Here is a 21,984-nt window from a genome sequence, read left to right as displayed (position 1 = left end):
TCGGAGGTGTGAATGAATGGATCAGGATCTGATAAATGCCATACGTATCGTGGTAAAGGAAGAAATTACCGAGCAATTGATTCCAATTAAGGAGCAACTGAAGGACCTGGCACCGATGAAAGAGCAGCTGAAAGAGCTGGAGCCGATGAAAGAGCAACTGAAGGAGTTACCATCAATAAAGGAACAGCTCACACATATGCAGCATCAGTTGGATCGTATGGAATACTCACAAACGCATGATGTATTGTCTTTGTTGACTATGATCGATACCAAGCTGGAACAGACAGCGACAAAAGAAGATATAGCTTATTTGGCTAGAAGAATCGGTGAGCACGATTTGGAGTTAGATAGATTGAAACGTATTAAATAATCAAGTACCTTTTTTAAATAAGTCTGGATCAAGAGAGAACTTGACATACAGCCTATGACCTTGGGTCGCCAAACAGTGCTAACAATTTTCTCTCTTTATTTAATCTTGCTCCGATAACCACCTGAAGTAGCTGCCAATCAGCTCAATCCCGAGATCGATAGCGTGCTCATTGGGTTCGATTTTGGAATGATGAAGACCGTAAGGCGTCTCCACCCCGAGCCAAAACATAAAGCCAGGAATTTTCTCCAGAAAATAACCGAAATCCTCACCGGTCATAGCCTCTGTGCATTCGATTACCTTCATAGTATCCGTTTCACGAACCCAGTCCATAAATGCTTGGGTAGTTTCTGCATGGTTGAATACCTGCAAATAATTGGCTCCGTAATCTATATCGACCTTGCAGTCATAGGCGGTTTTCATACCGTCGGCCAGCGCTTCAATACGCGATTTGATTAGCAGCATCGTTGAGGCGGATAAGGTGCGAATGGTTCCTTCCAGACGTGACTTCTCGGCGATAATATTTTGCTTCGTGCCGCCTTCAATTTTACCAATCGTAATAACGGCAGAATCGAGTGGATTCACATTGCGTGAAACAATAGTTTGAAGCTGTGAAACCAACTGACAAGCAGTAATCACCATATCATTGGCAAGGTGAGGATACGCAGCATGTCCGCCTTTACCTGTAAGGTCTATGAACAGTTCGGATGTATTGGCAAATAAAATTCCCGGCTTTGTAGCGATCGTGCCAACCGGATATTCGGGGGCAATATGGAGTGCTACGATTTGATCAGGCATCCAATCCTGCAGCTCCTCACATTCAAGCATAGGTTGTGCTCCGCCTGGACCTTCTTCTGCCGGTTGAAAAATAAACGTAATATCATCCCTGATCGGAGTCTGTACAATCCGGGTCAAAATACCAAGCCCAATCGACATATGAACATCATGCCCGCAAGCATGCATATACCCATGATGGGTGGATTGAAATTCATAGCTGGTATCTTCCATGATAGGCAGACCGTCCATGTCAGCTCTGTAGCCAAAGCGGCGTTTGGGGTAGGTTCCTTTTACATTCACTAATACACCTGTCCGCCAGGTCCGAATTTGGATACGTTCCTGCGGAAGGGACTGAAGATAATTCAGCAAAAACTGCTGCGTTTTGAATTCAGCAAAACCCGGCTCGGGAATTTGGTGCAGCTGTCTGCGGATTTCTACAAATGGGCTTGGTGCCGCGTTAATGCTCGAAGTCGAATGTGTCATTGAGTGGTCAATCCTCCTAACAGGTAATGAAGAGTAAAAAAAGCCCGGCGATATACGCCGAGCGTTAAGCCTAGCACCTTAAAGGGTGCGGAGGTCTTGCAAAATTTCGGTTTTGGACTTTGTTTTGGCATCCACCATTTTGATAACTCGTGCGGGTGCCCCAGCTACAACCGTATACTCGGCAACGTCTTGAGTAACGATAGCACCAGCAGCAACGACAGAACCTTTACCAATACGAACACCTTCAAGGATAACAGCATTGGCGCCAATTAACACGTCATCTTCAATGACAACGGGTTGGGCGGAAGGAGGCTCAATAACACCTGCAACAACGGAACCTGCACCAATATGACACATAGCTCCAATAACCGCGCGGCCGCCAACGACTACGTTCATATCGATCATAGTACCTGCACCGATAGAAGCACCGATATTGATGGAAGCTCCCATCATGATAATCGCATTGTCGCCGATAGATACTTTATCACGAATGACTGCGCCTGGCTCGATACGAGCGTTAATGCCTTTAAGGTCAAGCATAGGGATTGCCGAATTACGACGGTCATTCTCAACGACATAATCTTCAACTCGGCTCTGATTTTCGTCCAGTACGCGTCTTACTTCAGTCCACTCGCCGAAAAGCACACCGCTTTTGCCGGAAATAAAGGATTGAATCTCGGAACCAAAATCGATGGATTCCAAATCACCTTTGACATATACCTTCACCGGTGTTTTCTTTACGCTGTTTTTAATAAATTGAATAATCTCCAAAGTGTTCATCTCTGTCATTCACATTCCAACTCCCTATATCGTATACCGTGTAATCATTCATGACACGGTTAAATCTCTCTTAATCTTTATAGCATAAAAGACATGTTCAAGCAATATTTAGACTGACAAATTACGTCGGGATTAATCCAAGCCTTGTCTGTTTCGGAACTCGCGAGGACTGATACCATAATACTTTTTGAACGTTTTGGTGAAGTGGGGATAGTCCTCGTAACCTACTGCTTCAGCAACCTCATAGGTTTTGGAATGGGGATTGGACAGCAGGATTTTGGATTGCTCCATTCTAATCTGAATCAAATATTGTACGAAAGAGGCTCCCATAGCTTCTTTAAAAATTTGGCTGACATAAGATGGCGATAATCGGACATAATCGGCCACACTTTGTAAGGAAAGCTCCTTATCCATATATTTCTTTTCCATAAACGCAGCAGCTTGTTTAATCGTATGATAAGCGCCGTGGTTTCGTTTGGTTCGGATCACATTCATCCATTCCATAAGCTGGGACTCCGTGAGCTTGCGGATCGTGTCACCATTTTTGGCTGAACGAAGTGCGTGCAGAGACGGTTGATTCAGTTCAGCACCACCATAATTTTGCAAGTTTTTTAACACCCAGCTTACATATTCCACAGATCGATCCTTACAGCCTGGGTACTTATACGCACCTTCGATCCATTGAGCGTAAAATTGTGATAGTTCATGGTGGATACCGATCTCGTCCATATGCCAGATACAATCGGCCATACGCTTGGCAGCATTAGGATAGTATACGAGCCATAGATCATAGTCCTTCCAGGCGTTATGTTTATGGTCCAAGGCTGTTTTCATCTTAACTAGAGTAAATTCCAATTGTTCGGGTCGTATCGGCTTTAACAAATAATCGGCAACACCGTAACGCAAAGCTTCCTGTGCTAACTCAAATTCTCCATAGCCTGATAAAACAATAAACTGGCAATCCAGATTGGCTGTTCGGGAGTTCCTGATAAAGTCCATACCTCCCATAATCGGCATCTTGATGTCCGTCAAAATGAGATCTGGGGTTAAGGAGCATGCTTGCTCAAAAGCTGCCAGCCCATCTTCTGCTTCACCAACCACAGTAAATCCGATAGGACTCTCCGATATCATTTTGAATAAGCTTCTACGAATCAATTGCTCATCATCTACAATCATTACGCTGTACATAACGGATCCTCCTTCGAATACACAGCTGCTGAGGTGTTCAGGGGGAATGTCAGTGTGATTATGGTCCCATTATCGTCCGATTGTGTAATATGAAGGCCGAAATGGACACCGAACAACAGACGTATCCTCGCATGAACATTCATCAGTCCAACATGTTGTTTTTCTTCGTCAGAAAGCTGATTTCTTTGAGAGATGCTATCTACATCTACGGCTTTAAATGCGGAATTGTAAGTCCTCAGGATATGCGGAGGCATGCCTTTCCCATGATCAACGATTCGAATGATGTATTTGTCATGGACACGTTGTCCAAAAACTCCGATATAAGAAGGCTTCAATAAATGTTCCTCATATCCATGAATAAAGCAATTTTCAATTAAGGGCTGGAGCGTCAGGCGGGCTGTGAAAACGCGGTGATAGCCTTCTTCTTGCTCCAAGTGAATATCTACCTGCAAATCGGGAAAACGTTCCTTCTGGATGTCCAAATAGGTACGGACATGGTCCATCTCATCCTGCAAAGGTATGACATACATAGAATCCTTCATACAAAAACGAAACATATCAGCTAAGGCGGTAGCCATCCTGCTGATGGGCTTAAAGCCTTCGAGAATGGCGTAGGAGTTAATCATCTCAAGGGTGTTATATAGAAAATGCGGGTTAATTTGTGATTGGAGAGCACGGAGCATGGATTCTTTTTGTTTCAGCAGCAGTTCTTTTTCTCGAAGCTGTGAGGTATGAACTTCCTCAATAAGACGGCGCAATTCCCATACCATCTGGTTGAACCCGCTGTACAGGCTTTTCAGTTCCTTGCCGCGACGTAGTGGAGCATTAACAGCTAAATTCCCATCCTGAACTTGACGCATTAATTTCTCCAGCTTGCTTAAGGAGCCTGTTATGTAAAAGGAGTATCCGCCAATGATGAAGCTTGCGACGAGAGTCAGTATGAGTGCAGCCCATATCGTCACATTTCTGAGCTCAATTAAATCCGCATTCAGCTCCTGAATAGGTACTTCCGAGACAATGGACCAATCGGTGTAAGCGGATTTATTGAAAATCACCATTGTATCCGTTTTGTTTTCTTTATGAATAAACGTGTCATTTTCTTGCAGTCCATAAGCTTGGGTTGTAAACCAATCCGGTATTTGGGAACCAAGCTTGTCCAGATCACGATCATAAATAATTCGGTTGTTGGAATCGGCTATCCAAATCGACCCGGTATTTCCCAACTGAACCTGATTCACAATATTCCAGATCTCATTCAACCGAAGATTAATAACCAATAGCCCTGAGGTCTGGTAATGAGTCGTATCTGTAAATTTGCGGGTTATGGTCAACAGTGGTGTATTGTTGATCCAGCGAATGCCCATCACATTAAAGTTGGCTCGATTGGATAACTGCATATAGGTTCCATAATCATCATCACTTAAATAGGCGCCTTGATTGGAGACGTGAAGCCCATTTTCTGAATAAAGAGTGAAGGAAAAGATTTCCGGTCGTCCAAAAACTACTTGTTGAAACAGCTCACTCTCGATCTTGCGGGTAACGACAAAGCGGTTATAGGCCTCATTCTCGGTAATTGACATGAATTCCTTAATAAGGGGATGGGCAATTAAAGGAAGCGTTGATCTTTCCAAATCAGAAAAATAAGCGTTCAGCTGCCCATTCATTTGTCTAACAATTTGTTCATTAAATAACTTGGCTGAGTGCTCAATGGAATCCGTTGTTTTGTCGTACCAGATCTTGCTTAACACAAGTAAGGGTAGACAAAGAAAAACAATAAACAAAATAATTAAATTGGTTCGCAAGTCAACACCCCTTTAACGTAGTAGCTATTATTCTGTGATACTCTGATTTCGATGTCAATTCATTTATTTTTATTATGTAGGATTAACTGACATGAAAAAAGTTTGAACTTGAAAAAACACAGGTTTAGCAGGAAATGACATGTACGATTTAAATGTAACCGCTTAAAATGAGATAAAATCTAATACTGGAGGAAGGTCATGAATACACACTCGCCGCCTGTAAAGCTAACTGAAAGCCAGACACGAAACCGTTCGCGGAGCCGTTATTGGATCAAGTATTGGCAAATCTACGCCATGATCATTCCTGGCTTTATCTATTTTATTCTTTTTAAGTACATCCCCATATCGGGCAGCATCATTGCTTTTCAAGATTATAACTTGTATACAGGTATTTGGAAAAGCCCATTTGTAGGATTCAAGCATTTTGAGACCTTATTCACATATCCCGAGTTTCTCAATATACTCACGAACACTATCCTCATCAGCATTTATCAATTGGTATTTGGCTTCCCTGCACCAGTCCTGCTGGCAATCCTGCTCAATGAAGTGAGGAAAATGTGGTTTAAACGCAGCATTCAAACGATTATGTATCTTCCTCATTTTCTGTCATGGGTTATTGTCGGGGGGCTGGTCATTAATGTCCTGTCTCCGAATTATGGCATTATTAACGATTTGCTTGATTTTTTTGGATTTGAGCGGATCTTTTTTATGCAAAAGCCTGAATATTTCCGGTCGATTGTCGTATGGTCCGGCATCTGGAAAGAAGTCGGCTGGAACACCATTATTTATTTGGCTGCACTTGCGAGTATTAATCCGGAATTGTATGAAGCTGCTGATGTGGATGGCGCAGGCAGGCTCAGAAAAATAATCAGTATCACACTCCCGGCGCTGCTGCCGACGATCATGGTACTGCTGTTGATCCGAATCGGTCATATATTGGATTTGGGCTTTGAACAGGTATATATCCTCCTCAATCCGATAGTGACTGCCAAGGGGCAGATTCTGGATACGTATATTTATAGTATCGGGCTGCTGGGTGGGCAATACAGCTATACAACCGCGATTGGCATCTTTAAATCTGTTGTCGGTTTGATTTTGATCCTTGGCTTCAACCGGATAAGCAAGAAGCTTACCGGCCAATCCCTTTTTTAAAGGAAGGAAGGTGAGTGCAATGAACAAGAGGCTGCAGTGGTTTCCCTATATTAACGGTTTCGTGCTCATTGGTGTAGGACTGCTCATGTTAATCCCGTTTTTAAATATATTGGCGGGTTCGTTCAGCAGTGGGCAGGCAATCCTCCAGGGGAAGGTAACCATATTTCCGGTCAATTTTACGCTGGATAATTACGCTTCCGTGCTGCGCAATGCGGCGATCTGGCAATCATTTGGCATTACAGTCTGGGTGACGGTGGCAGGTACGCTTGTCAGCTTGTTGTTCACCGCTATGATGGGTTATGGACTATCCAAGGAGCAATTGCGGGGACGCGCCGTGATTATGATATTAATCATTATTACGATCGTTTTTCCGGCACCTCTGATTCCTACTTATCTGCTGATCAAATCACTCGGTATGCTTAATTCATTAAACGCCTTGATTATACCTGGTCTGATTAGCGCCTTTAATTTGATCATCATGATCTCCTTTTTTCGAAACATACCTGAAGGCTTAACCGAGGCTGCGACGATAGATGGCTGCAGCGAATTTAAAATTTTCAGGGTTATTGTTTTACCGCTTTCGTTGCCTTCTTTAATGACTATCGGATTATTTTATGCGGTGGGCTACTGGAATGGGTATATGAATGCCATTATGTATTTGCGGGACCCTGATCTCTACACGCTGCAGGTGAAGTTGCGCCAGCTTATCGTGGAAAGTGATGCCGGGAGTATGGTACAGGGGATGCAGCTATCGGTAGAAGGAATCAAAATGGCAACGATTATTGTAGCCACAGTACCGGTGCTGTTAATTTATCCAATGATCCAAAAGCATTTTATCAAAGGTGCCTTGCTGGGATCGGTCAAAGGATAATTTATCATAAAAAAATCGAAGGTGGGGATATCAGTGAGCAATTTCAAAATGGCAATTTGTTTCACACTTGTTACCGCTGTAGCGGTAGGCTGTAGCAATAAACCGGAGAATGCAGCATCAGATGTCAGTAAACCGGCACCATCCATTAAAGTTGCTTTAAGCTCCAAATCACTTCCTTATGTTGAAGCCTCTCCCAAAATAAATGAGGACAAGTACGTGAAGAAATTACGCGAGCTATCCGGAACGAATGTTCAATTCGAGCTGATTCCTCACCCGGACTTTGAACAAAAGCTTGGTTTGATCCTTGCTTCAGGTGAGATGTCGGATCTGCTGGAGATTAGAGGTATCAACACCCCGGTGGCTGCTCCTGCGGTTAACAACGGTGCTTTCCTTGAGTTGAATGATTTAATTGATAAGTTTGCGCCTAACCTCAAAGCCAAAATTTCCAAAGAGGTATGGAACTCTCCAACTCTCAACAAAGAAGGCAAAATCTATGCCATCCCTAACCTTACTGAGGTTACGCACTCCCAGGCCGTTTATGTACGTAAAGATTGGCTGGATAAGCTGGGTTTGAAGGTGCCCAAAACAATTGACGAGTATATCACAGTTATGAGAGCTTTCCGAGATAACGATCCGAACGGGAATGGTAAAGCGGATGAAATTCCATTCTCAGGCCGTAAAAACTTTCGATTTGCCGAGCTTTTCTTCGGTGCTTATGACGTAAGTCCGGGTGACGATCTCAAGCAGGGAGCCTGGAAATATGTGAACAATCAGCTCGTGCCCAACTACGTGCGTCCAGAGATGAAGGAAGCGCTGGCGTTGTACAAAAAGCTTTATCAGGAGAAGCTGATCGACAATGAGATTTTTGTACAGGAAGGCAAGGATTGGGATGCGAAAATTAAAGGAGCCGCGCGTGTAGGAATGTGGATGCATGATCCCAGCTACCCGGACAAATGGCTAACTGAAGTAAGGCAAGGTGATCCCAAAGCGGAAATTCTTGTTATTCCGGCTCCGATCGGTCCGGATGGCAAAGGGGGCACCAGTATTGCATCTCCCATTGGTTCAGCGTTTGCGATCCCCAAATCAAGTAAAAATGCGGAAGCCGTTATGAAATTTTTGAATTGGTTTTATTCGGATCAAGCTGAACAATTCATGACGTATGGTTTGGAAGGCGAAGATTACACGATCAATAACGGCAAAATTGCGTATAAATATCCGACAACACCAGACGGGATCAACAAGGAAAACATGCACTTGAAATTTATTCGGATAACGGGTCCTTCCTATGTGGATAACAAAGCATTCATGAAGGGGCGTAATGAAGGAGAACTCATATCGGCAGCTCTGGATGTTGCCAATGCTGAAGGACGCAAAAATGATGGGATCGATATGCCGCTTCCCCCTACGATGCAATCACATCCCGAGCTTGCCAAAAACGGGCTATGGATGGAGACAGCAGCAAAGATCATCATAGGAACGGAAAGCATTGAATATTTTGATAAATTCGTAGAGGATTGGAAGAAGCGCGGGGGCGATCAAATTATTCAGGAAGCAACGAAGTGGTATGATGCCAACGTAAAAAAATAAAAGCTGACATCCTTAATCCTAAACACAAACCCGGGAGCCTGCTATAGCGGGCTTTCGGAATCCAATCCTCAGGAGGAATCAAGAATGAGAGTTGCCGTAGTCGGTTGCGGAACGATGGGCAAAAGCCATATTGAAAATCTGGCAGCCATGCCAGGTGTGGAATTGGTCGCTATTTGCGACAATAACGAGATTGAAGTCAATAAAACGGCAGAGCACTGGCAAATAAGAGCTTACGTGTCTCTCGATGAAATGATAAACATGGAAAATCCCGATGTAGTGAGTATTTGTCTCCCCACCTACCTCCATAAGGAGTATGTGCTGAGAGTGGCTGCATACGGTAAACATATCATTTGTGAAAAACCGATAGCCCCGTCGATAGAGGACGCAATAGAGATGATTAATACCTGCAAGGAAAAGGGTGTAAGGCTGTTTGTCGGACATGTCGTAAGGTTCTTTCCCAGCTATGCGGACATCAAAGCCAAAGTGGATGCAGGTGTCATAGGTAAAGTAGGCGTGATCCATACCAAACGGATCGGTTCGAATCCAGCGAGAGCACGGGCCTGGTACAAAGACAGAAGTGGCGGCGTCATTATTGATCTGATGATTCATGATATCGATTTTCTTTGTAGCGTGATGGGTGAGGTGGCATCCGTATATGCGCTTCAGACACAATCGGAGCAGAATGATTATGCTCTGGTTACACTTCGATTTGCTGGTGGAGCGATTGCCAATTTGGAGGCTCATTGGGGATATCCCGGACCATTCACGACGGCTGTCGAGTTTGCAGGGACTGAGGGTGTCATTCGGTTTAACAGCGAGGATGCACTATCATTAAAGATCGTAAAGACAGCAACGCCAGAAGACAACCAGACGGCAGCAGTGGCCATTCCCCAAAGCCCTGCATTTCACAATCCGTATTATTATGAACTGAAGCATTTTTTGGCATGTATTGAAAACGATACGGAATCTATAGTTACGGCAACTGACGCATTGAGAGCATTGAAAATTGCTTTAGCGGCTGCACAATCGGCACAAACCGGAATGAAAATTGATATCCATTAATATCATTGGAGGATCCAAGGGATGAACAAAATTAAGGTTGGTATCATCAGCTTTGCCCATTCTCATGCTATTGGTTATTATCATACGCTGACGGCTCGACATGATGTTATTGTGGCAGCTATTGCTGACGAAGTCAGGGAGCGTGTCGAGCCTTATCTTAACAACGATACGAGCTATTATGCCGATTATCATGAAATGTTGAACCAGGATCTGGATGCTGTTGTGATTTGTTCAGAGAATGTATACCACGCCCAAATTACCAAAGAAGCCGCAATCGCGGGCAAACATGTTCTTTGCGAAAAGCCGCTCGGGATCAGCGTTGAAGAGATGCATGAAATGATACAGGTATGCAAGCAAAGTGGAGTGGAGCTGATGACGGCATTCCCTTGCCGTTTCTTACCGCCCGTTGTTAAGGCAAGAGAAGCTGTCCAACGCGGTGAAATTGGCGATATCATCGCGATCAAAGGAACTAATCGAGGCTCGATGCCAGGCAGATGGTTTATTGATCCTGCCCTGTCCGGCGGTGGAGCGATACTCGATCATACCGTTCACTTGATGGACTTGTACAATTGGTTTCTGGACAGCCGGCCAACGGAGGTTTATGCCGAAATGGGCACATTATTTCATAATATTCAGGTTGATGATTCGGGTATGGTTCATGTCAAGTATGAAAATGGCGTATTTGCGGTTATTGACACTAGCTGGTCCAGACCCAAGTCGTTTCCTACATGGGGTGACGTAGGTATGCAAATCATTGGAACCAAGGGAGTTATCACGATTGATTCCTTTGCCCAGAAAAATGATATTTACAGCAATCATGAGACCAAAGCCAAATGGAGCTACTGGGGTGATAGCATGGACCAGTATATGATTGAAAATTTTATTCTTTCAATTAAAGAGGGCAAATCGGTTCCCGTAACCGGTGAGGATGGATTGAATTCGGCTGCGGTTGCTCTTGCTGCCTATGACTCTGTTAAGCAAGGCAAGCCAGTACCAATTCCATATTGAAATATTTCTGCTTAGAGGATTCAATCGTAGGGAGGTTGTCAACGTTGAACTTTGATCCACTTTACTATCCGCATGCATCCAAAAGGAATATCATCTACGCAAATAAAGGAATGGTTGCCGCTTCGCAGCCAATTGCCGCGCAAGTAGGCTTGGATATGCTGAAAAAGGGTGGAAATGCCATAGACGCAGCCATAGCGGTTGCCGCTTGTCTGACTGTGGTTGAACCTACAAATAACGGATTTGGCGGTGACGCGTTCGTATTGGTTTGGCATCAAGGAGAGCTTCACGGCTTAAATGCCAGCGGCCCTTCTCCTCAGAGTATTTCCGTCGAAAAATTGCGTGAATCGGGTTACGATAAAATGCCTTCTCATGGTTGGCTTCCTGTTACCGTGCCCGGGATTCCCGCAGCGTGGTCCGCTTTATCCGAAAAGTTTGGCAAGCTGCCATTTGCCGAGCTGTTTGAGCCCGCTATTCGTTATGCGGAAGAGGGGTATGCAGTCAACCCTACACTTGGATCAGATTGGGCAAAATTGTTTGCAAGGTATCGAGGGGAATTTATCGGAGAGATGTATAAACCATTATTTGACACGTTTGCTCCTGGAGGCTCAGTTCCCGGGATAGGCGAATTGTGGCGCTCACCAGATCATGCCAGAACCTTACAGCTTATTGCAGAGACCAAGGCTGCTAGCTTTTATACGGGAGAGCTTGCCGATCAGATCGATCAGTATTCAAGATTACATGGAGGTTATTTGCGCAAGGAGGATCTTGCTGCATTCTCTACTGAATGGGTCAAGCCGGTCAGTATCAATTATCGAGGTTATGACATTTGGGAAATGCCCCCCAACAGCCAAGGAATCATTCCATTAATGGCTTTGAATATTTTAAAAAACTATGATCTGACAAAAATGAGTCCCGTCGACCTGTATCATACACAGTTAGAAGCTTTAAAGCTTGCTTTTGCCGACGGTGTGAATTACATAACTCAAGAGAATCATATGAGTGTGACGGTAGAGCAGCTGCTCTCTGAGGATTATGCGCTGCATAGAATGAAGCTCATTGGACCAACGGCGATGCAGCCGGAGAAAGGGGATCCGGTGCTTGGCGATACGGTTTATTTGGCTACTGCAGATGGCGAAGGGAATATGGTTTCTTACATTCAAAGTAATTCAGCTGCGTTTGGTTCGGGAATTGTCATTCCGGGAACAGGTATTGGCATGCAAAACCGGGGAAGCCGGTTTACTTTGAATGATAACGACCCCAACCGTCTCGAACCGGGTAAAAAGTGCTACCATACGATCATTCCGGGATTTATTACGAAGGACAATCAGCCCGTCGGTCCATTCGGAGTGATGGGCGGTTTTATGCAGCCGCACGGTCACGTGCAGGTAGTATGCAATACCATAGATTTTGGATTAAATCCACAGTCAGCTTTGGATGCTCCCAGATGGCAGTGGAAACAAGACAAAACGATCGAACTTGAGTATACAGTACCGGAACATCTTGCACTTGCCTTGTCCAACAGAGGTCATGATGTAAGAAGAGCCGTTGGCACCTTTACTTTGGGCCGCGGTCAGATCATCTGGAAAATGGCTAATGGCGTATTGGTGGGCGGGACCGAACCCAGAACGGATTCGAGCATAGCATCCTGGTGAAAATTTTGACAAGATCATTTCGTGCATCCTATTGACACATTGTGTCGAACATGGGATAATACTCGTAACTTAAAAGCACCTTTAAACTCAGTCCAGAGAGACTGGCAAGGTGAACGAATGGAAACAACGGCTATTAGGCACTAATGGGTCAGTCTCATTATGAAGTCTACTATCGTCCGTTATCTCCGTATGTCCGCAAACCTTGCCCTAACGAGCAAGGTTTTTTATTTTGTCTATCACTGGAGCAGGAGGTCGAAGACCTTGAGTCAGGAAGCAGAACGCGAGCATGTGCTCATGGACGAAACGGGGATGCGCCGTGCATTGACACGGATCGCCCACGAAATACTGGAAAAAAACAAAGGCTTTGAGAACTGTATGTTGATCGGTGTTCGTACCCGGGGCATTTACTTGGCGAATCGCATTGCTGAACATATTCTGGAAATCGAGAATGTCCCTGCACCTATTGGTGAAATCGACGTTACCAAGTACAGAGATGACCGATCTGGCAGACAGGATTCAAAAGCAAGCGAAGAGACGCCTGCAGCCATTGATATTCATAATAAAAAGCTGATTCTGTTCGATGATGTGTTGTATACAGGCAGAACGGTGAGAGCGGCAATGGATGCGCTGATGGATATGGGGCGGCCGCAGATGATACAGCTTGCCGTGCTGGTAGATCGTGGACATCGTGAGCTACCGATCCGTCCTGATTACGTAGGCAAGAACATTCCGACATCGCGACTGGAAACGATTGAAGTACTGCTTCATGAAGTCGATGGGGTCGATCAGGTAGTTATTACTCAACAGAGGAGGCAGCAGAGATGACTCAGCTTCAGGTAGCATCACATAAGCATTTGCTCGGCACACAAGGCATGAGCGCTGAAGAAATTACATCCATACTGGATCGGGCTGCATATTGGGAGCAAGCTCCCACGAAGCTGTCAAACCATTTAAATGGCAAGTTTGTTGCCAATATGTTTTTTGAAAACAGCACAAGGACCAGATTCTCCTTCGAGGTTGCCGAGAAACGACTCGGTGCGGAAGTGTTGAACTTTGCTGCTGCAGTGTCGAGTGTTCAAAAGGGCGAATCGATCTACGATACGGTCAAAACTTTGGAATCCATGGGTATTGATGCAGGCGTGATTCGTATGAAACCTAATGGACTGCTTGCTGAGATTGCACAAAAGATTAAAGTGCCTTTAATCAATGCGGGAGACGGCAACAGCGAGCATCCCACTCAGGCTTTGCTGGATCTGTATACGATGCGTAAGCATTTTGGCGAGCTGCGCGGGCTGAATGTATCGATTATAGGGGATATTTTACATAGTCGGGTTGCACGTTCGAATTTGTGGGCGCTGCAGACTCTTGGAGCCAATGTCAGCTTTTGTGCTCCGCAGGTGATGCAAGCGCCAGAGCTTGCTGCTCACGCCCCTTATGTGAGCATGGAGGAAGCGATAAAAGGCGATGTAGTGATGATGCTCAGGGTTCAATTGGAGCGTCATGAAGAAGGATTGTTCAAATCCCAGGAAGATTACAGAGAAGCCTATGGAATGACTGTAAAACGCGAGGCTTCGATGGCGGCTCATGCGATCATTATGCATCCTGCGCCGATTAATCGGAATGTAGAAATTGATGACGAGCTGGTGGAGTGCGGAAGATCAAGGATTTTTGACCAAATGGGAAATGGTGTACCTATAAGAATGGCAGTCATTGAGCGGGCACTGAGCTAAGGTACTTAAACTTAAATTACAGGGAGGCCATTATGGGAATTTGGATATTGAATGCACAAACGGTAGCTTCGGGCAATGAGGTTGCAAAACGTCATATATTGGTAGAAGGCCAACTGATCGAACAGATTATTGAAGCAGGAGATACATTGCCAGATACCGCAGGGCACGAAGTAATTGACGCGGCAGGCAAGCTGGTTACTGCTGGTTTGATCGATATGCATGTGCATCTTCGTGAGCCAGGCTTTGAATATAAAGAGACGATTGCGAGTGGAACACGCTCAGCAGCTCGTGGGGGCTTTACAACGATAGCCTGCATGCCGAATACGCGGCCTGTTATCGATACCGTAGAAACGGTCAAATATGTGTTGGATAAAGCAGAGAATGAAGGCATTATACGCGTGCTTCCTTATGCTTGTATTACCAAAAATGAGCTGGGACGCGAGCTGACCGACTTCGATGCTTTGAAGGAAGCGGGAGCAATCGGATTTACAGATGATGGTGTAGGCGTACAAAACGCGCAAATGATGAAGGATGCCATGACGAAGGCTGCTTCCATTGGACTGCCGATTATCGCACACTGCGAGGACGACACGTTGACAGTGGGAGCATGGGCGAGCGAAGGGGAATTTTCCCGCAAACACGGCCTGAAAGGAATCCCAAATGAATCCGAAGCGATTCATGTAGGCCGCGATGTTCTTTTGTCAGAAGCAACCGGCGCGCATTACCACGTATGTCATGTAAGTACGGAGCAATCGGTACGCTTGATTCGTCATGCCAAGCAGTTTGGCATTAAGGTGACGGCCGAGGTTTGTCCGCATCACCTGCTGTTGTCCGATGAAGATATCCCCGGTCTGGACGATGCCAATTGGAAAATGAATCCGCCGCTGCGCACGCCAAGAGATGTACAAGCTTGTATCGAAGGTTTGCTGGATGGAACTATCGATATCATTGTAACCGACCATGCACCTCACAGTGCTGAGGAGAAAGCAAAAGGAGTTGATTTGGCTCCTTTCGGAATTGTTGGGTTTGAAACGGCATTCCCGCTGCTCTATACCAAGTTTGTTGCAACAGGACAATGGACACTGCAATTCCTGGTGGACAAAATGACCTCTCTGCCGGCACAAGTTTTTGGTTTATCGCAAGGCTGGTTGGAAGCAGGCAAAGTAGCAGATATTACAATTATTGATTTGAATAAGGAACAAGCGGTTGACCCGGCGGACTTCCTGTCCAAAGGACACAATACGCCTTTCATAGGCTGGAGCTTGCAAGGCTGGCCAACGCATACAATAGTTGGCGGCAAGGTTGTTTGGTCAGAAGCATAAACGGAGCGATTGGCGATGAAGCCAATTCTACAACAAACAGGTTAATTTCAGAGTTACCATATAAAGAGCTGGAATCAAGTAGATAAGGAGTTGAAATCGATGCAGGCAAGATTATTATTGGAAGACGGTACATTATTTACGGGCAAAGGCTTTGGAAGTGAAGGTGACTCGATTGGCGAGGTCGTTTTTAATACAGGTATGACAGGTTATCAGGAGGTTCTTTCAGATCCCTCCTACTGTGGACAAATTGTAACGATGACATATCCGCTGATAGGCAACTATGGTATGGCACGTGACGATTTCGAGTCGATTCGTCCTTTTATCCATGGCTTCGTCGTACGTGAGCATGAAGTGGTTCCAAGTAACTGGAGAGCGGAATATTCACTGGACAGCTTGCTTAAAGAATACGGAATTATCGGCATTAGCGATATCGATACCCGGATGCTGACTCGTCGGATTCGCCATCATGGAGTTATGAAAGCTATGCTGACGACTTCTACGAAATCAGTTGCTGAACTGATGGAGCAATTAACAGGCAGTTCATTGATGAATGATCAGGTGTCCCGAGTTTCAACCAAAAGTGTATTCAGTATTCCAGGTCCAAAAGAGCGTGTAGTGCTGGTTGACTTTGGCTCCAAAAGTGGAATTCTTCGTGATCTGGTTAAGCGTGATTGCGACGTCGTGGTTGTACCTCATGACACCACAGCTGAACAAATTCGCCGTTTGGGACCAGATGGCATCCTGCTGTCCAATGGCCCTGGGGATCCAAAGGATGTTCCGCATGCCGTTTCGATGATCGCTGAGCTGCTTGGTGAATTCCCGATTTTCGGTATTTGCTTAGGCCATCAGTTGTTCGCTCTTGCTTGCGGCGCCGACACGGACAAGCTGAAATTTGGACACCGCGGTGGTAACCATCCGGTTAAGGATCTGCAAAGCAATCGTTGTTACATCACATCGCAAAACCACGGCTATACCGTTAAAGATGAATCCGTTGCAAACACAGAGCTTGAAGTGACACATATCAATAACAATGATAGCACTATCGAAGGCTTGAAGCACACCAAGTATCCTGCATTTTCCGTACAGTATCACCCTGAAGCGTCCCCGGGTCCTTTTGACTCCAGCTATTTGTTCGATGATTTCATCCAGCAAATACGCCAGTTCAAAGCGGATCGTCCGCAGCTCCCTAGACAAGCGCAAATTTCTGCGGCTTCCAAGCTAGGATTACAAGCAGCCGGTGCTTCCGGACCTGCAGCAAAAGGAGAACTAGATTATGCCAAAAAATAAAAGCCTCAAAAAAATATTAGTGATCGGTTCCGGTCCAATTGTCATTGGTCAAGCGGCTGAGTTTGACTACGCAGGAACACAAGCTTGTCAAGCATTGAAGGAAGAAGGCATGGAGGTCGTCCTGATCAACAGCAATCCTGCGACGATCATGACTGACACGAACATGGCCGACAAAGTATACATCGAGCCCATCACCCTGGAGTTTGTTACACAAATTATTCGTCAGGAGCGTCCGGACGGTTTGCTTCCAACGCTTGGTGGTCAAACAGGTCTGAATATGGCTGTTGCCTTGGCACGCGCAGGTGTGCTGGAGCGTGAAAATGTTAAGCTGCTGGGAACCCAATTAACAGCTATCGAAAAAGCCGAGGATCGTGACCTGTTTCGTGATCTGATGAGAGAATTAGAGCAGCCTGTTCCGGATAGTGTTATCGTAACGACAGTAGAAGAAGCTATTGATTTTGCAAATGAAATCGGTTTTCCATTAATTGTTCGCCCTGCATATACACTGGGTGGTACAGGTGGAGGCATTTGCGCGGATATGGAAGAACTGGTGGAGACCGTAGCATCAGGAATCCGTTACAGCCCAATTGGACAATGTCTGGTTGAGAAAAGCATTGCAGGCATGAAGGAAGTTGAATACGAGGTAATGCGTGATGCGAACGATAACTGTATCGTTGTCTGCAACATGGAAAACTTCGATCCGGTTGGTGTTCATACAGGAGACAGCATCGTTGTTGCACCGAGTCAAACGTTATCTGACCGTGAATATCAAATGCTGCGTTCCGCATCACTGAAAATTATTCGTGCATTGAATATTGAAGGTGGTTGTAACGTACAGTTTGCCCTGGATCCTTTCAGCTATCAATATTATGTAATTGAAGTTAATCCGCGTGTAAGCCGTTCATCCGCATTGGCTTCCAAGGCAACCGGCTATCCGATTGCCAAAATGGCTGCCAAAATCGCTATCGGTTACACCTTGGACGAAATTATGAACCCGGTAACGGGTCAAACCTATGCTTGCTTCGAGCCTACACTGGATTATATCGTATCGAAGATCCCACGCTGGCCGTTTGATAAATTTACATCTGCTAATCGTAAGCTCGGTACGCAAATGAAAGCAACTGGCGAGGTTATGGCGATCGGTCGTACTTTCGAGGAATCGATTCATAAAGCGATCCGTTCATTGGAAATTGGTGTTCACCGTCTGTACTTGAAGGAAACGAATTTGCTCGATCAAGAAACATTGGAAACGCGTTTGGTGAAACCTGACGACGAGCGGATGTTCCTGATCGCAGAAGCATTCCGCCGCGGCTATACGCTGCAGCAAATTCAGGATCTGACGAAAATTGACTGGTGGTTCCTGAACAAGCTGGAAGGGATGATTCAGTTCGAAAAGCAGCTTGCTGAGCCTGAGTTAAGTGATGAGGTTCTGCGTGAAGCCAAGCGTAAAGGTTTTACAGATCGTGCTATCGCTGAGATTCGTACTGCGGCTAACAGCGGCCTGAAATTCACGAATGAGACGGAAATTCGCGCTTATCGCCTGAGCATCGGCCTTAAGCCTGTATACAAAATGGTAGATACGTGTGCTGCGGAATTCGAAGCTACTACACCTTACTACTACTCAACCTATGAGACTGAAGATGAAGTCAAGGAAGCTGCAAAGCAAAAGGTTGTTGTATTGGGCTCCGGTCCAATCCGTATCGGACAAGGGATTGAATTCGATTACTCCACAGTACATGCCGTATGGGCGATTCAAGCTGCTGGGTACGAAGCTGTAATTATCAATAACAATCCAGAAACCGTGTCAACCGATTTTAATACATCCGATCGTTTGTACTTCGAGCCTTTATTCTTCGAGGATGTTATGAACGTTATTGAGCGCGAGCAGCCAATCGGTGTTATCGTTCAATTCGGTGGTCAAACTGCGATCAACCTGGCTGCACCATTATCCAAAGCAGGCGTACGCATTCTTGGTACCGATCTGGAAAACATTGATGCAGCAGAGGACCGCAAGAAGTTCGAGGCGCTGCTTCGTGGATTGAATATCGCTCAGCCTCCGGGTGGTACGGTAACATCAGTTGACCAAGCAGTTGGTATGGCTGCGATCCATGGTTATCCGGTGTTGGTTCGTCCATCTTATGTACTGGGCGGTCGCGCGATGGAAATCGTATATTCCGATGAAGAGCTTCTGAGCTACATGGAATATGCCGTGAAAATCAACCCTGAGCATCCGGTGCTGATTGACCGTTATATGCTGGGTAAAGAAGTTGAAGTCGATGCGATCTGCGATAAGGAGACCGTCGTTATTCCTGGTATTATGGAGCATATTGAAAGAGCAGGCGTGCACTCCGGTGACTCGATTGCTGTGTATCCAACACAAACGGTTTCGGATTCCATCAAGCAGCAAATTATTGAGATTACAACGAAAATCGCCAGAGGTTTGGAAATCGTAGGCTTGCTAAATATCCAATTCGTTATTTATCAAGATCAGCCTTATGTAATTGAGGTGAATCCGCGTTCGTCCAGAACTGTGCCATTCTTAAGTAAAGTAACTCGCATTCCGATGGCAAATGTAGCGACGCGTGTTATTCTTGGCGAGAAGCTTACTGACATGGGATATGAAACAGGTCTATGGCCAGAGGATGACTTTGTATCTGTAAAAGTACCTGTATTCTCTTTTGCCAAGCTGCGCCGTGTAGATACGACACTTGGACCTGAGATGAAATCGACAGGTGAGGTTATGGGACGCGATAAAAGCTTTGCCAAAGCTTTATACAAAGGTTTAATCGGTTCCGGTATGAAAATCCCGCCGACAGGCTCCATTATCGCGACAGTCGCTGACAAAGATAAAGAAGAAGCTATTGAGATTTTAAAAGGCTTCTACAAGCTGGGCTATAAGATTGTAGCAACGGGTGGTACAGCAAAAGCTTTGGCGGATGCAGGCGTAGTAGTAACGACTGTGCATAAGCTCAGCGAGGGTTCTCCCAATATTCTGGATTTGATCCGCAATGGGGAAGCACATTTCGTTGTTAATACATTAACTAAAGGTAAAACACCGGAGCGCGACGGATTCCGTATTCGCCGTGAATCGGTAGAGAATGGCATTGTTTGTATGACATCACTTGATACGGTACGTGCGCTTTGGCATATGCTGGAGTCCATTAATTTTCAATCCGAAGCGATGCCGGCCAATCATATATAACAGCTTAAATCGATTAGCACAGCAGCCCAAGACTTCAGCGGGAAGCTGTGCTAATCCCATGATAAGGCGGCTGAGCCGCAAGGTGTCAACTGGAACGCAGTATGAATCAGGAGGCGATTATAGAATGACAGTACCAGCTAAAGTGGCAGAACGGATTATGGTGGCACTCGATTATGCAGAAGCGGGTCAGGCTCGTCAGTTAGTGGAAGCGTTACAAGGCATTCCATGCTACATGAAGGTAGGGATGCAGTTATTCTACAGTGCGGGACCCCAGTTCGTGCTCAGCTTGAAGGAACAGGGCTACAAGGTGTTTTTGGATCTGAAAATGCACGATATACCCAACACGGTAAAAGGCGGCTCAGAAAGCATCACAAGGCTTGGAGTCGACATGTTTAATGTGCATGTGGCTGGCGGCAAATACATGCTGGAGTCAGCCATGGAAGGCGTGGATAAGGCATTAAAGAGTGGTACGCATGCTCTTGCACATCCGTTGGTTATTGGCGTGACACAGCTGACAAGTACAAGCCAGCAGGTGATGAACGAGGAAATCGGATTGGCAGGCTCGGTGGAAGCAGCCGTTCTTCGTTATGCGGCCTTGGCGCAATCAGCTGGACTAGCTGGAGTTGTCGCTTCGCCATTAGAGGTAGTTCGGATCAAGGAAGCCTGCGGTTCTGGTTTTGTAACAGTAACTCCGGGTATTCGTCCGGCAGGTTCAGATATTGGCGATCAGTCACGGGTATTGACACCGGCAGAAGCTTTTGCGCAAGGTACGGATTTTATTGTAATTGGAAGACCGATCACGGCTGCTCAGGACCCTCGCGGTGCCCTGGAAAGCATTATTGCGTCGATCTAATGATGTATCGAAAAGCAATAGCAGCTTGGCCATGTTATAACGGTTGCATCGACAAGTTGTGTGGTACCCAATGTATAATGATGGCAGTGTAACAAGACATAGATGAAGCCGGTTCACCACTAATTGACTATTTAAGGAGCGATGTATTTATGAGTACACAATCAATTAAGACGAACCCACAGCTTGCCGAGCAAGTAGCCAGTTCTTTACTTCAGATCGGTGCGGTAGCACTTCGACCTGACCAACCGTTCACCTGGACATCAGGACTTAAATCACCGATTTATTGCGATAACCGTCTGACGATCTCTTATCCGGACATTCGTGAGGCGATAGCAGAAGGTTTTGCTGCTCTGGTTCGTGAGAACTTTCCCGATGCGGAAGTCATTGCAGGGGCTGCTACGGGAGGTATTCCACATGCGGCATGGGTAGCACAAAAGCTGAATCTGCCCATGGTTTACGTTCGTGATAAAGCGAAGGGACACGGCAAGGAGAACCTTATCGAAGGCAGTATTCACCCAGGACAAAAAACCGTTGTTATCGAGGATCTGATCTCTACGGGGGGCAGCTCCTTAAAGGTTGCGCTCGCTGTAAATGATGCTGGAGCTAAGGCGCTGGGCGTGCTTGGTATCTTCTCTTATCAATTCGAGAAAGCAGCCGCAGCTTTTGAAGCGGCAAATATTCCATTCGAAACCTTAACTAATTATTCCATTTTATTGGATGTAGCGTTACAACAGGGCAGTATTCAGCAGCGTGATCTTGAAGCCTTGAGATCATGGAGCAGCAATCCAAGCGAATATGGAAAATAATTGGAATTTATCATAGCTTCTCTATGGAAGTGTGTTCCTTAAAGCAACATACGCA

The 21,984-nt window shown here is 45.6% G+C and carries 18 protein-coding genes; 14 read left to right on the top strand and 4 right to left on the bottom strand.

Translation table 11 applies throughout. The features are described from left to right. Nucleotides 1-16 precede the first annotated feature (16 nt). The gene (locus LRL21_RS00435) at nucleotides 17-370 is read left to right on the top strand and encodes a hypothetical protein (protein ID WP_240413791.1); all 354 of its coding nucleotides are present in this window, start codon (nucleotides 17-19) and stop codon (nucleotides 368-370) included. A gap of 99 nt (nucleotides 371-469) precedes the next feature. Here LRL21_RS00435 and LRL21_RS00430 read toward each other — a convergent pair whose 3' ends face one another. The 4 genes from LRL21_RS00430 to LRL21_RS00415 form a co-directional block, all read right to left on the bottom strand. Continuing rightward, a complete protein-coding gene (locus LRL21_RS00430; protein ID WP_240413790.1) occupies nucleotides 470-1,627 on the bottom strand; it encodes an N-acetyldiaminopimelate deacetylase in 1,158 nt (385 codons plus the stop codon). A gap of 78 nt (nucleotides 1,628-1,705) precedes the next feature. After that, the gene (dapD, locus tag LRL21_RS00425) at nucleotides 1,706-2,416 is read right to left on the bottom strand and encodes a 2,3,4,5-tetrahydropyridine-2,6-dicarboxylate N-acetyltransferase (RefSeq protein ID WP_240413789.1); all 711 of its coding nucleotides are present in this window, start codon (nucleotides 2,414-2,416) and stop codon (nucleotides 1,706-1,708) included. Nucleotides 2,417-2,539: 123 nt separating this feature from the next. Beyond that, nucleotides 2,540-3,595: a response regulator transcription factor gene (locus LRL21_RS00420; RefSeq protein WP_240413788.1), complete on the bottom strand. Its 1,056-nt coding sequence runs from the start codon at nucleotides 3,593-3,595 to the stop codon at nucleotides 2,540-2,542. Next, on the bottom strand, nucleotides 3,583-5,397 hold the full coding sequence (locus LRL21_RS00415) for a sensor histidine kinase (protein ID WP_240413787.1): 1,815 nt from the start codon (nucleotides 5,395-5,397) through the stop codon (nucleotides 3,583-3,585). Before LRL21_RS00415 ends, LRL21_RS00420 begins: the two co-directional genes overlap by 13 nt. 198 nt (nucleotides 5,398-5,595) lie before the next feature. On the opposite strand from LRL21_RS00415, the gene LRL21_RS00410 reads away from it, so the two are divergent. The 13 genes from LRL21_RS00410 to pyrE all read left to right on the top strand — a co-directional run bounded on the left by LRL21_RS00410 (nucleotide 5,596) and on the right by pyrE (nucleotide 21,929). Continuing rightward, the gene (locus tag LRL21_RS00410) at nucleotides 5,596-6,549 is read left to right on the top strand and encodes an ABC transporter permease (RefSeq protein WP_240413786.1); all 954 of its coding nucleotides are present in this window, start codon (nucleotides 5,596-5,598) and stop codon (nucleotides 6,547-6,549) included. A 19-nt stretch (nucleotides 6,550-6,568) separates the two neighbouring features. Beyond that, nucleotides 6,569-7,420, top strand: coding sequence for a carbohydrate ABC transporter permease (locus LRL21_RS00405; protein ID WP_240413785.1), 852 nt, complete (start codon nucleotides 6,569-6,571; stop codon nucleotides 7,418-7,420). A gap of 33 nt (nucleotides 7,421-7,453) precedes the next feature. Continuing rightward, on the top strand, nucleotides 7,454-9,007 hold the full coding sequence (locus LRL21_RS00400; RefSeq protein ID WP_240413784.1) for an extracellular solute-binding protein: 1,554 nt from the start codon (nucleotides 7,454-7,456) through the stop codon (nucleotides 9,005-9,007). Nucleotides 9,008-9,091: 84 nt separating this feature from the next. Beyond that, entirely contained in the window at nucleotides 9,092-10,069 is a 978-nt protein-coding gene (locus LRL21_RS00395) for a Gfo/Idh/MocA family protein (protein WP_240413783.1), read from the top strand. 21 nt (nucleotides 10,070-10,090) lie between these two features. After that, on the top strand, nucleotides 10,091-11,077 hold the full coding sequence (locus LRL21_RS00390) for a Gfo/Idh/MocA family protein (RefSeq protein WP_240413782.1): 987 nt from the start codon (nucleotides 10,091-10,093) through the stop codon (nucleotides 11,075-11,077). Between the two features lie 44 nt (nucleotides 11,078-11,121). After that, nucleotides 11,122-12,729 (top strand): gamma-glutamyltransferase family protein, encoded by a 1,608-nt coding sequence (locus LRL21_RS00385; protein ID WP_240413781.1) that lies wholly within the window; start codon nucleotides 11,122-11,124, stop codon nucleotides 12,727-12,729. Between the two features lie 294 nt (nucleotides 12,730-13,023). Further along, on the top strand, nucleotides 13,024-13,554 hold the full coding sequence (gene pyrR / locus LRL21_RS00380) for a bifunctional pyr operon transcriptional regulator/uracil phosphoribosyltransferase PyrR (RefSeq protein WP_240414184.1): 531 nt from the start codon (nucleotides 13,024-13,026) through the stop codon (nucleotides 13,552-13,554). Further along, entirely contained in the window at nucleotides 13,551-14,459 is a 909-nt protein-coding gene (locus tag LRL21_RS00375; RefSeq protein WP_240413780.1) for an aspartate carbamoyltransferase catalytic subunit, read from the top strand. The genes pyrR and LRL21_RS00375 overlap by 4 nt, the downstream gene beginning before the upstream one ends. Nucleotides 14,460-14,491: 32 nt before the next feature. Beyond that, nucleotides 14,492-15,781 (top strand): dihydroorotase, encoded by a 1,290-nt coding sequence (locus LRL21_RS00370; RefSeq protein ID WP_240413779.1) that lies wholly within the window; start codon nucleotides 14,492-14,494, stop codon nucleotides 15,779-15,781. Between the two features lie 99 nt (nucleotides 15,782-15,880). After that, on the top strand, nucleotides 15,881-17,068 hold the full coding sequence (carA, locus tag LRL21_RS00365) for a glutamine-hydrolyzing carbamoyl-phosphate synthase small subunit (protein ID WP_240413778.1): 1,188 nt from the start codon (nucleotides 15,881-15,883) through the stop codon (nucleotides 17,066-17,068). Further along, nucleotides 17,055-20,270 (top strand): carbamoyl-phosphate synthase large subunit, encoded by a 3,216-nt coding sequence (gene carB / locus LRL21_RS00360; RefSeq protein WP_240413777.1) that lies wholly within the window; start codon nucleotides 17,055-17,057, stop codon nucleotides 20,268-20,270. Before carA ends, carB begins: the two co-directional genes overlap by 14 nt. Nucleotides 20,271-20,394: 124 nt before the next feature. Beyond that, on the top strand, nucleotides 20,395-21,123 hold the full coding sequence (pyrF, locus tag LRL21_RS00355) for an orotidine-5'-phosphate decarboxylase (protein WP_240413776.1): 729 nt from the start codon (nucleotides 20,395-20,397) through the stop codon (nucleotides 21,121-21,123). 149 nt (nucleotides 21,124-21,272) lie between these two features. Continuing rightward, nucleotides 21,273-21,929: an orotate phosphoribosyltransferase gene (gene pyrE, locus LRL21_RS00350; RefSeq protein WP_240413775.1), complete on the top strand. Its 657-nt coding sequence runs from the start codon at nucleotides 21,273-21,275 to the stop codon at nucleotides 21,927-21,929. The last annotated feature ends 55 nt before the right edge of the window (nucleotides 21,930-21,984 follow it).

Origin of the sequence: Paenibacillus periandrae (genome assembly GCF_022458865.1) — a bacterium.
Classification (GTDB): domain Bacteria; phylum Bacillota; class Bacilli; order Paenibacillales; family NBRC-103111; genus Paenibacillus_S; species Paenibacillus_S periandrae.
The sequence above is the reverse complement of the archived record's forward strand: the minus strand, read 5'-3'. Positions and strand labels throughout refer to the sequence as shown.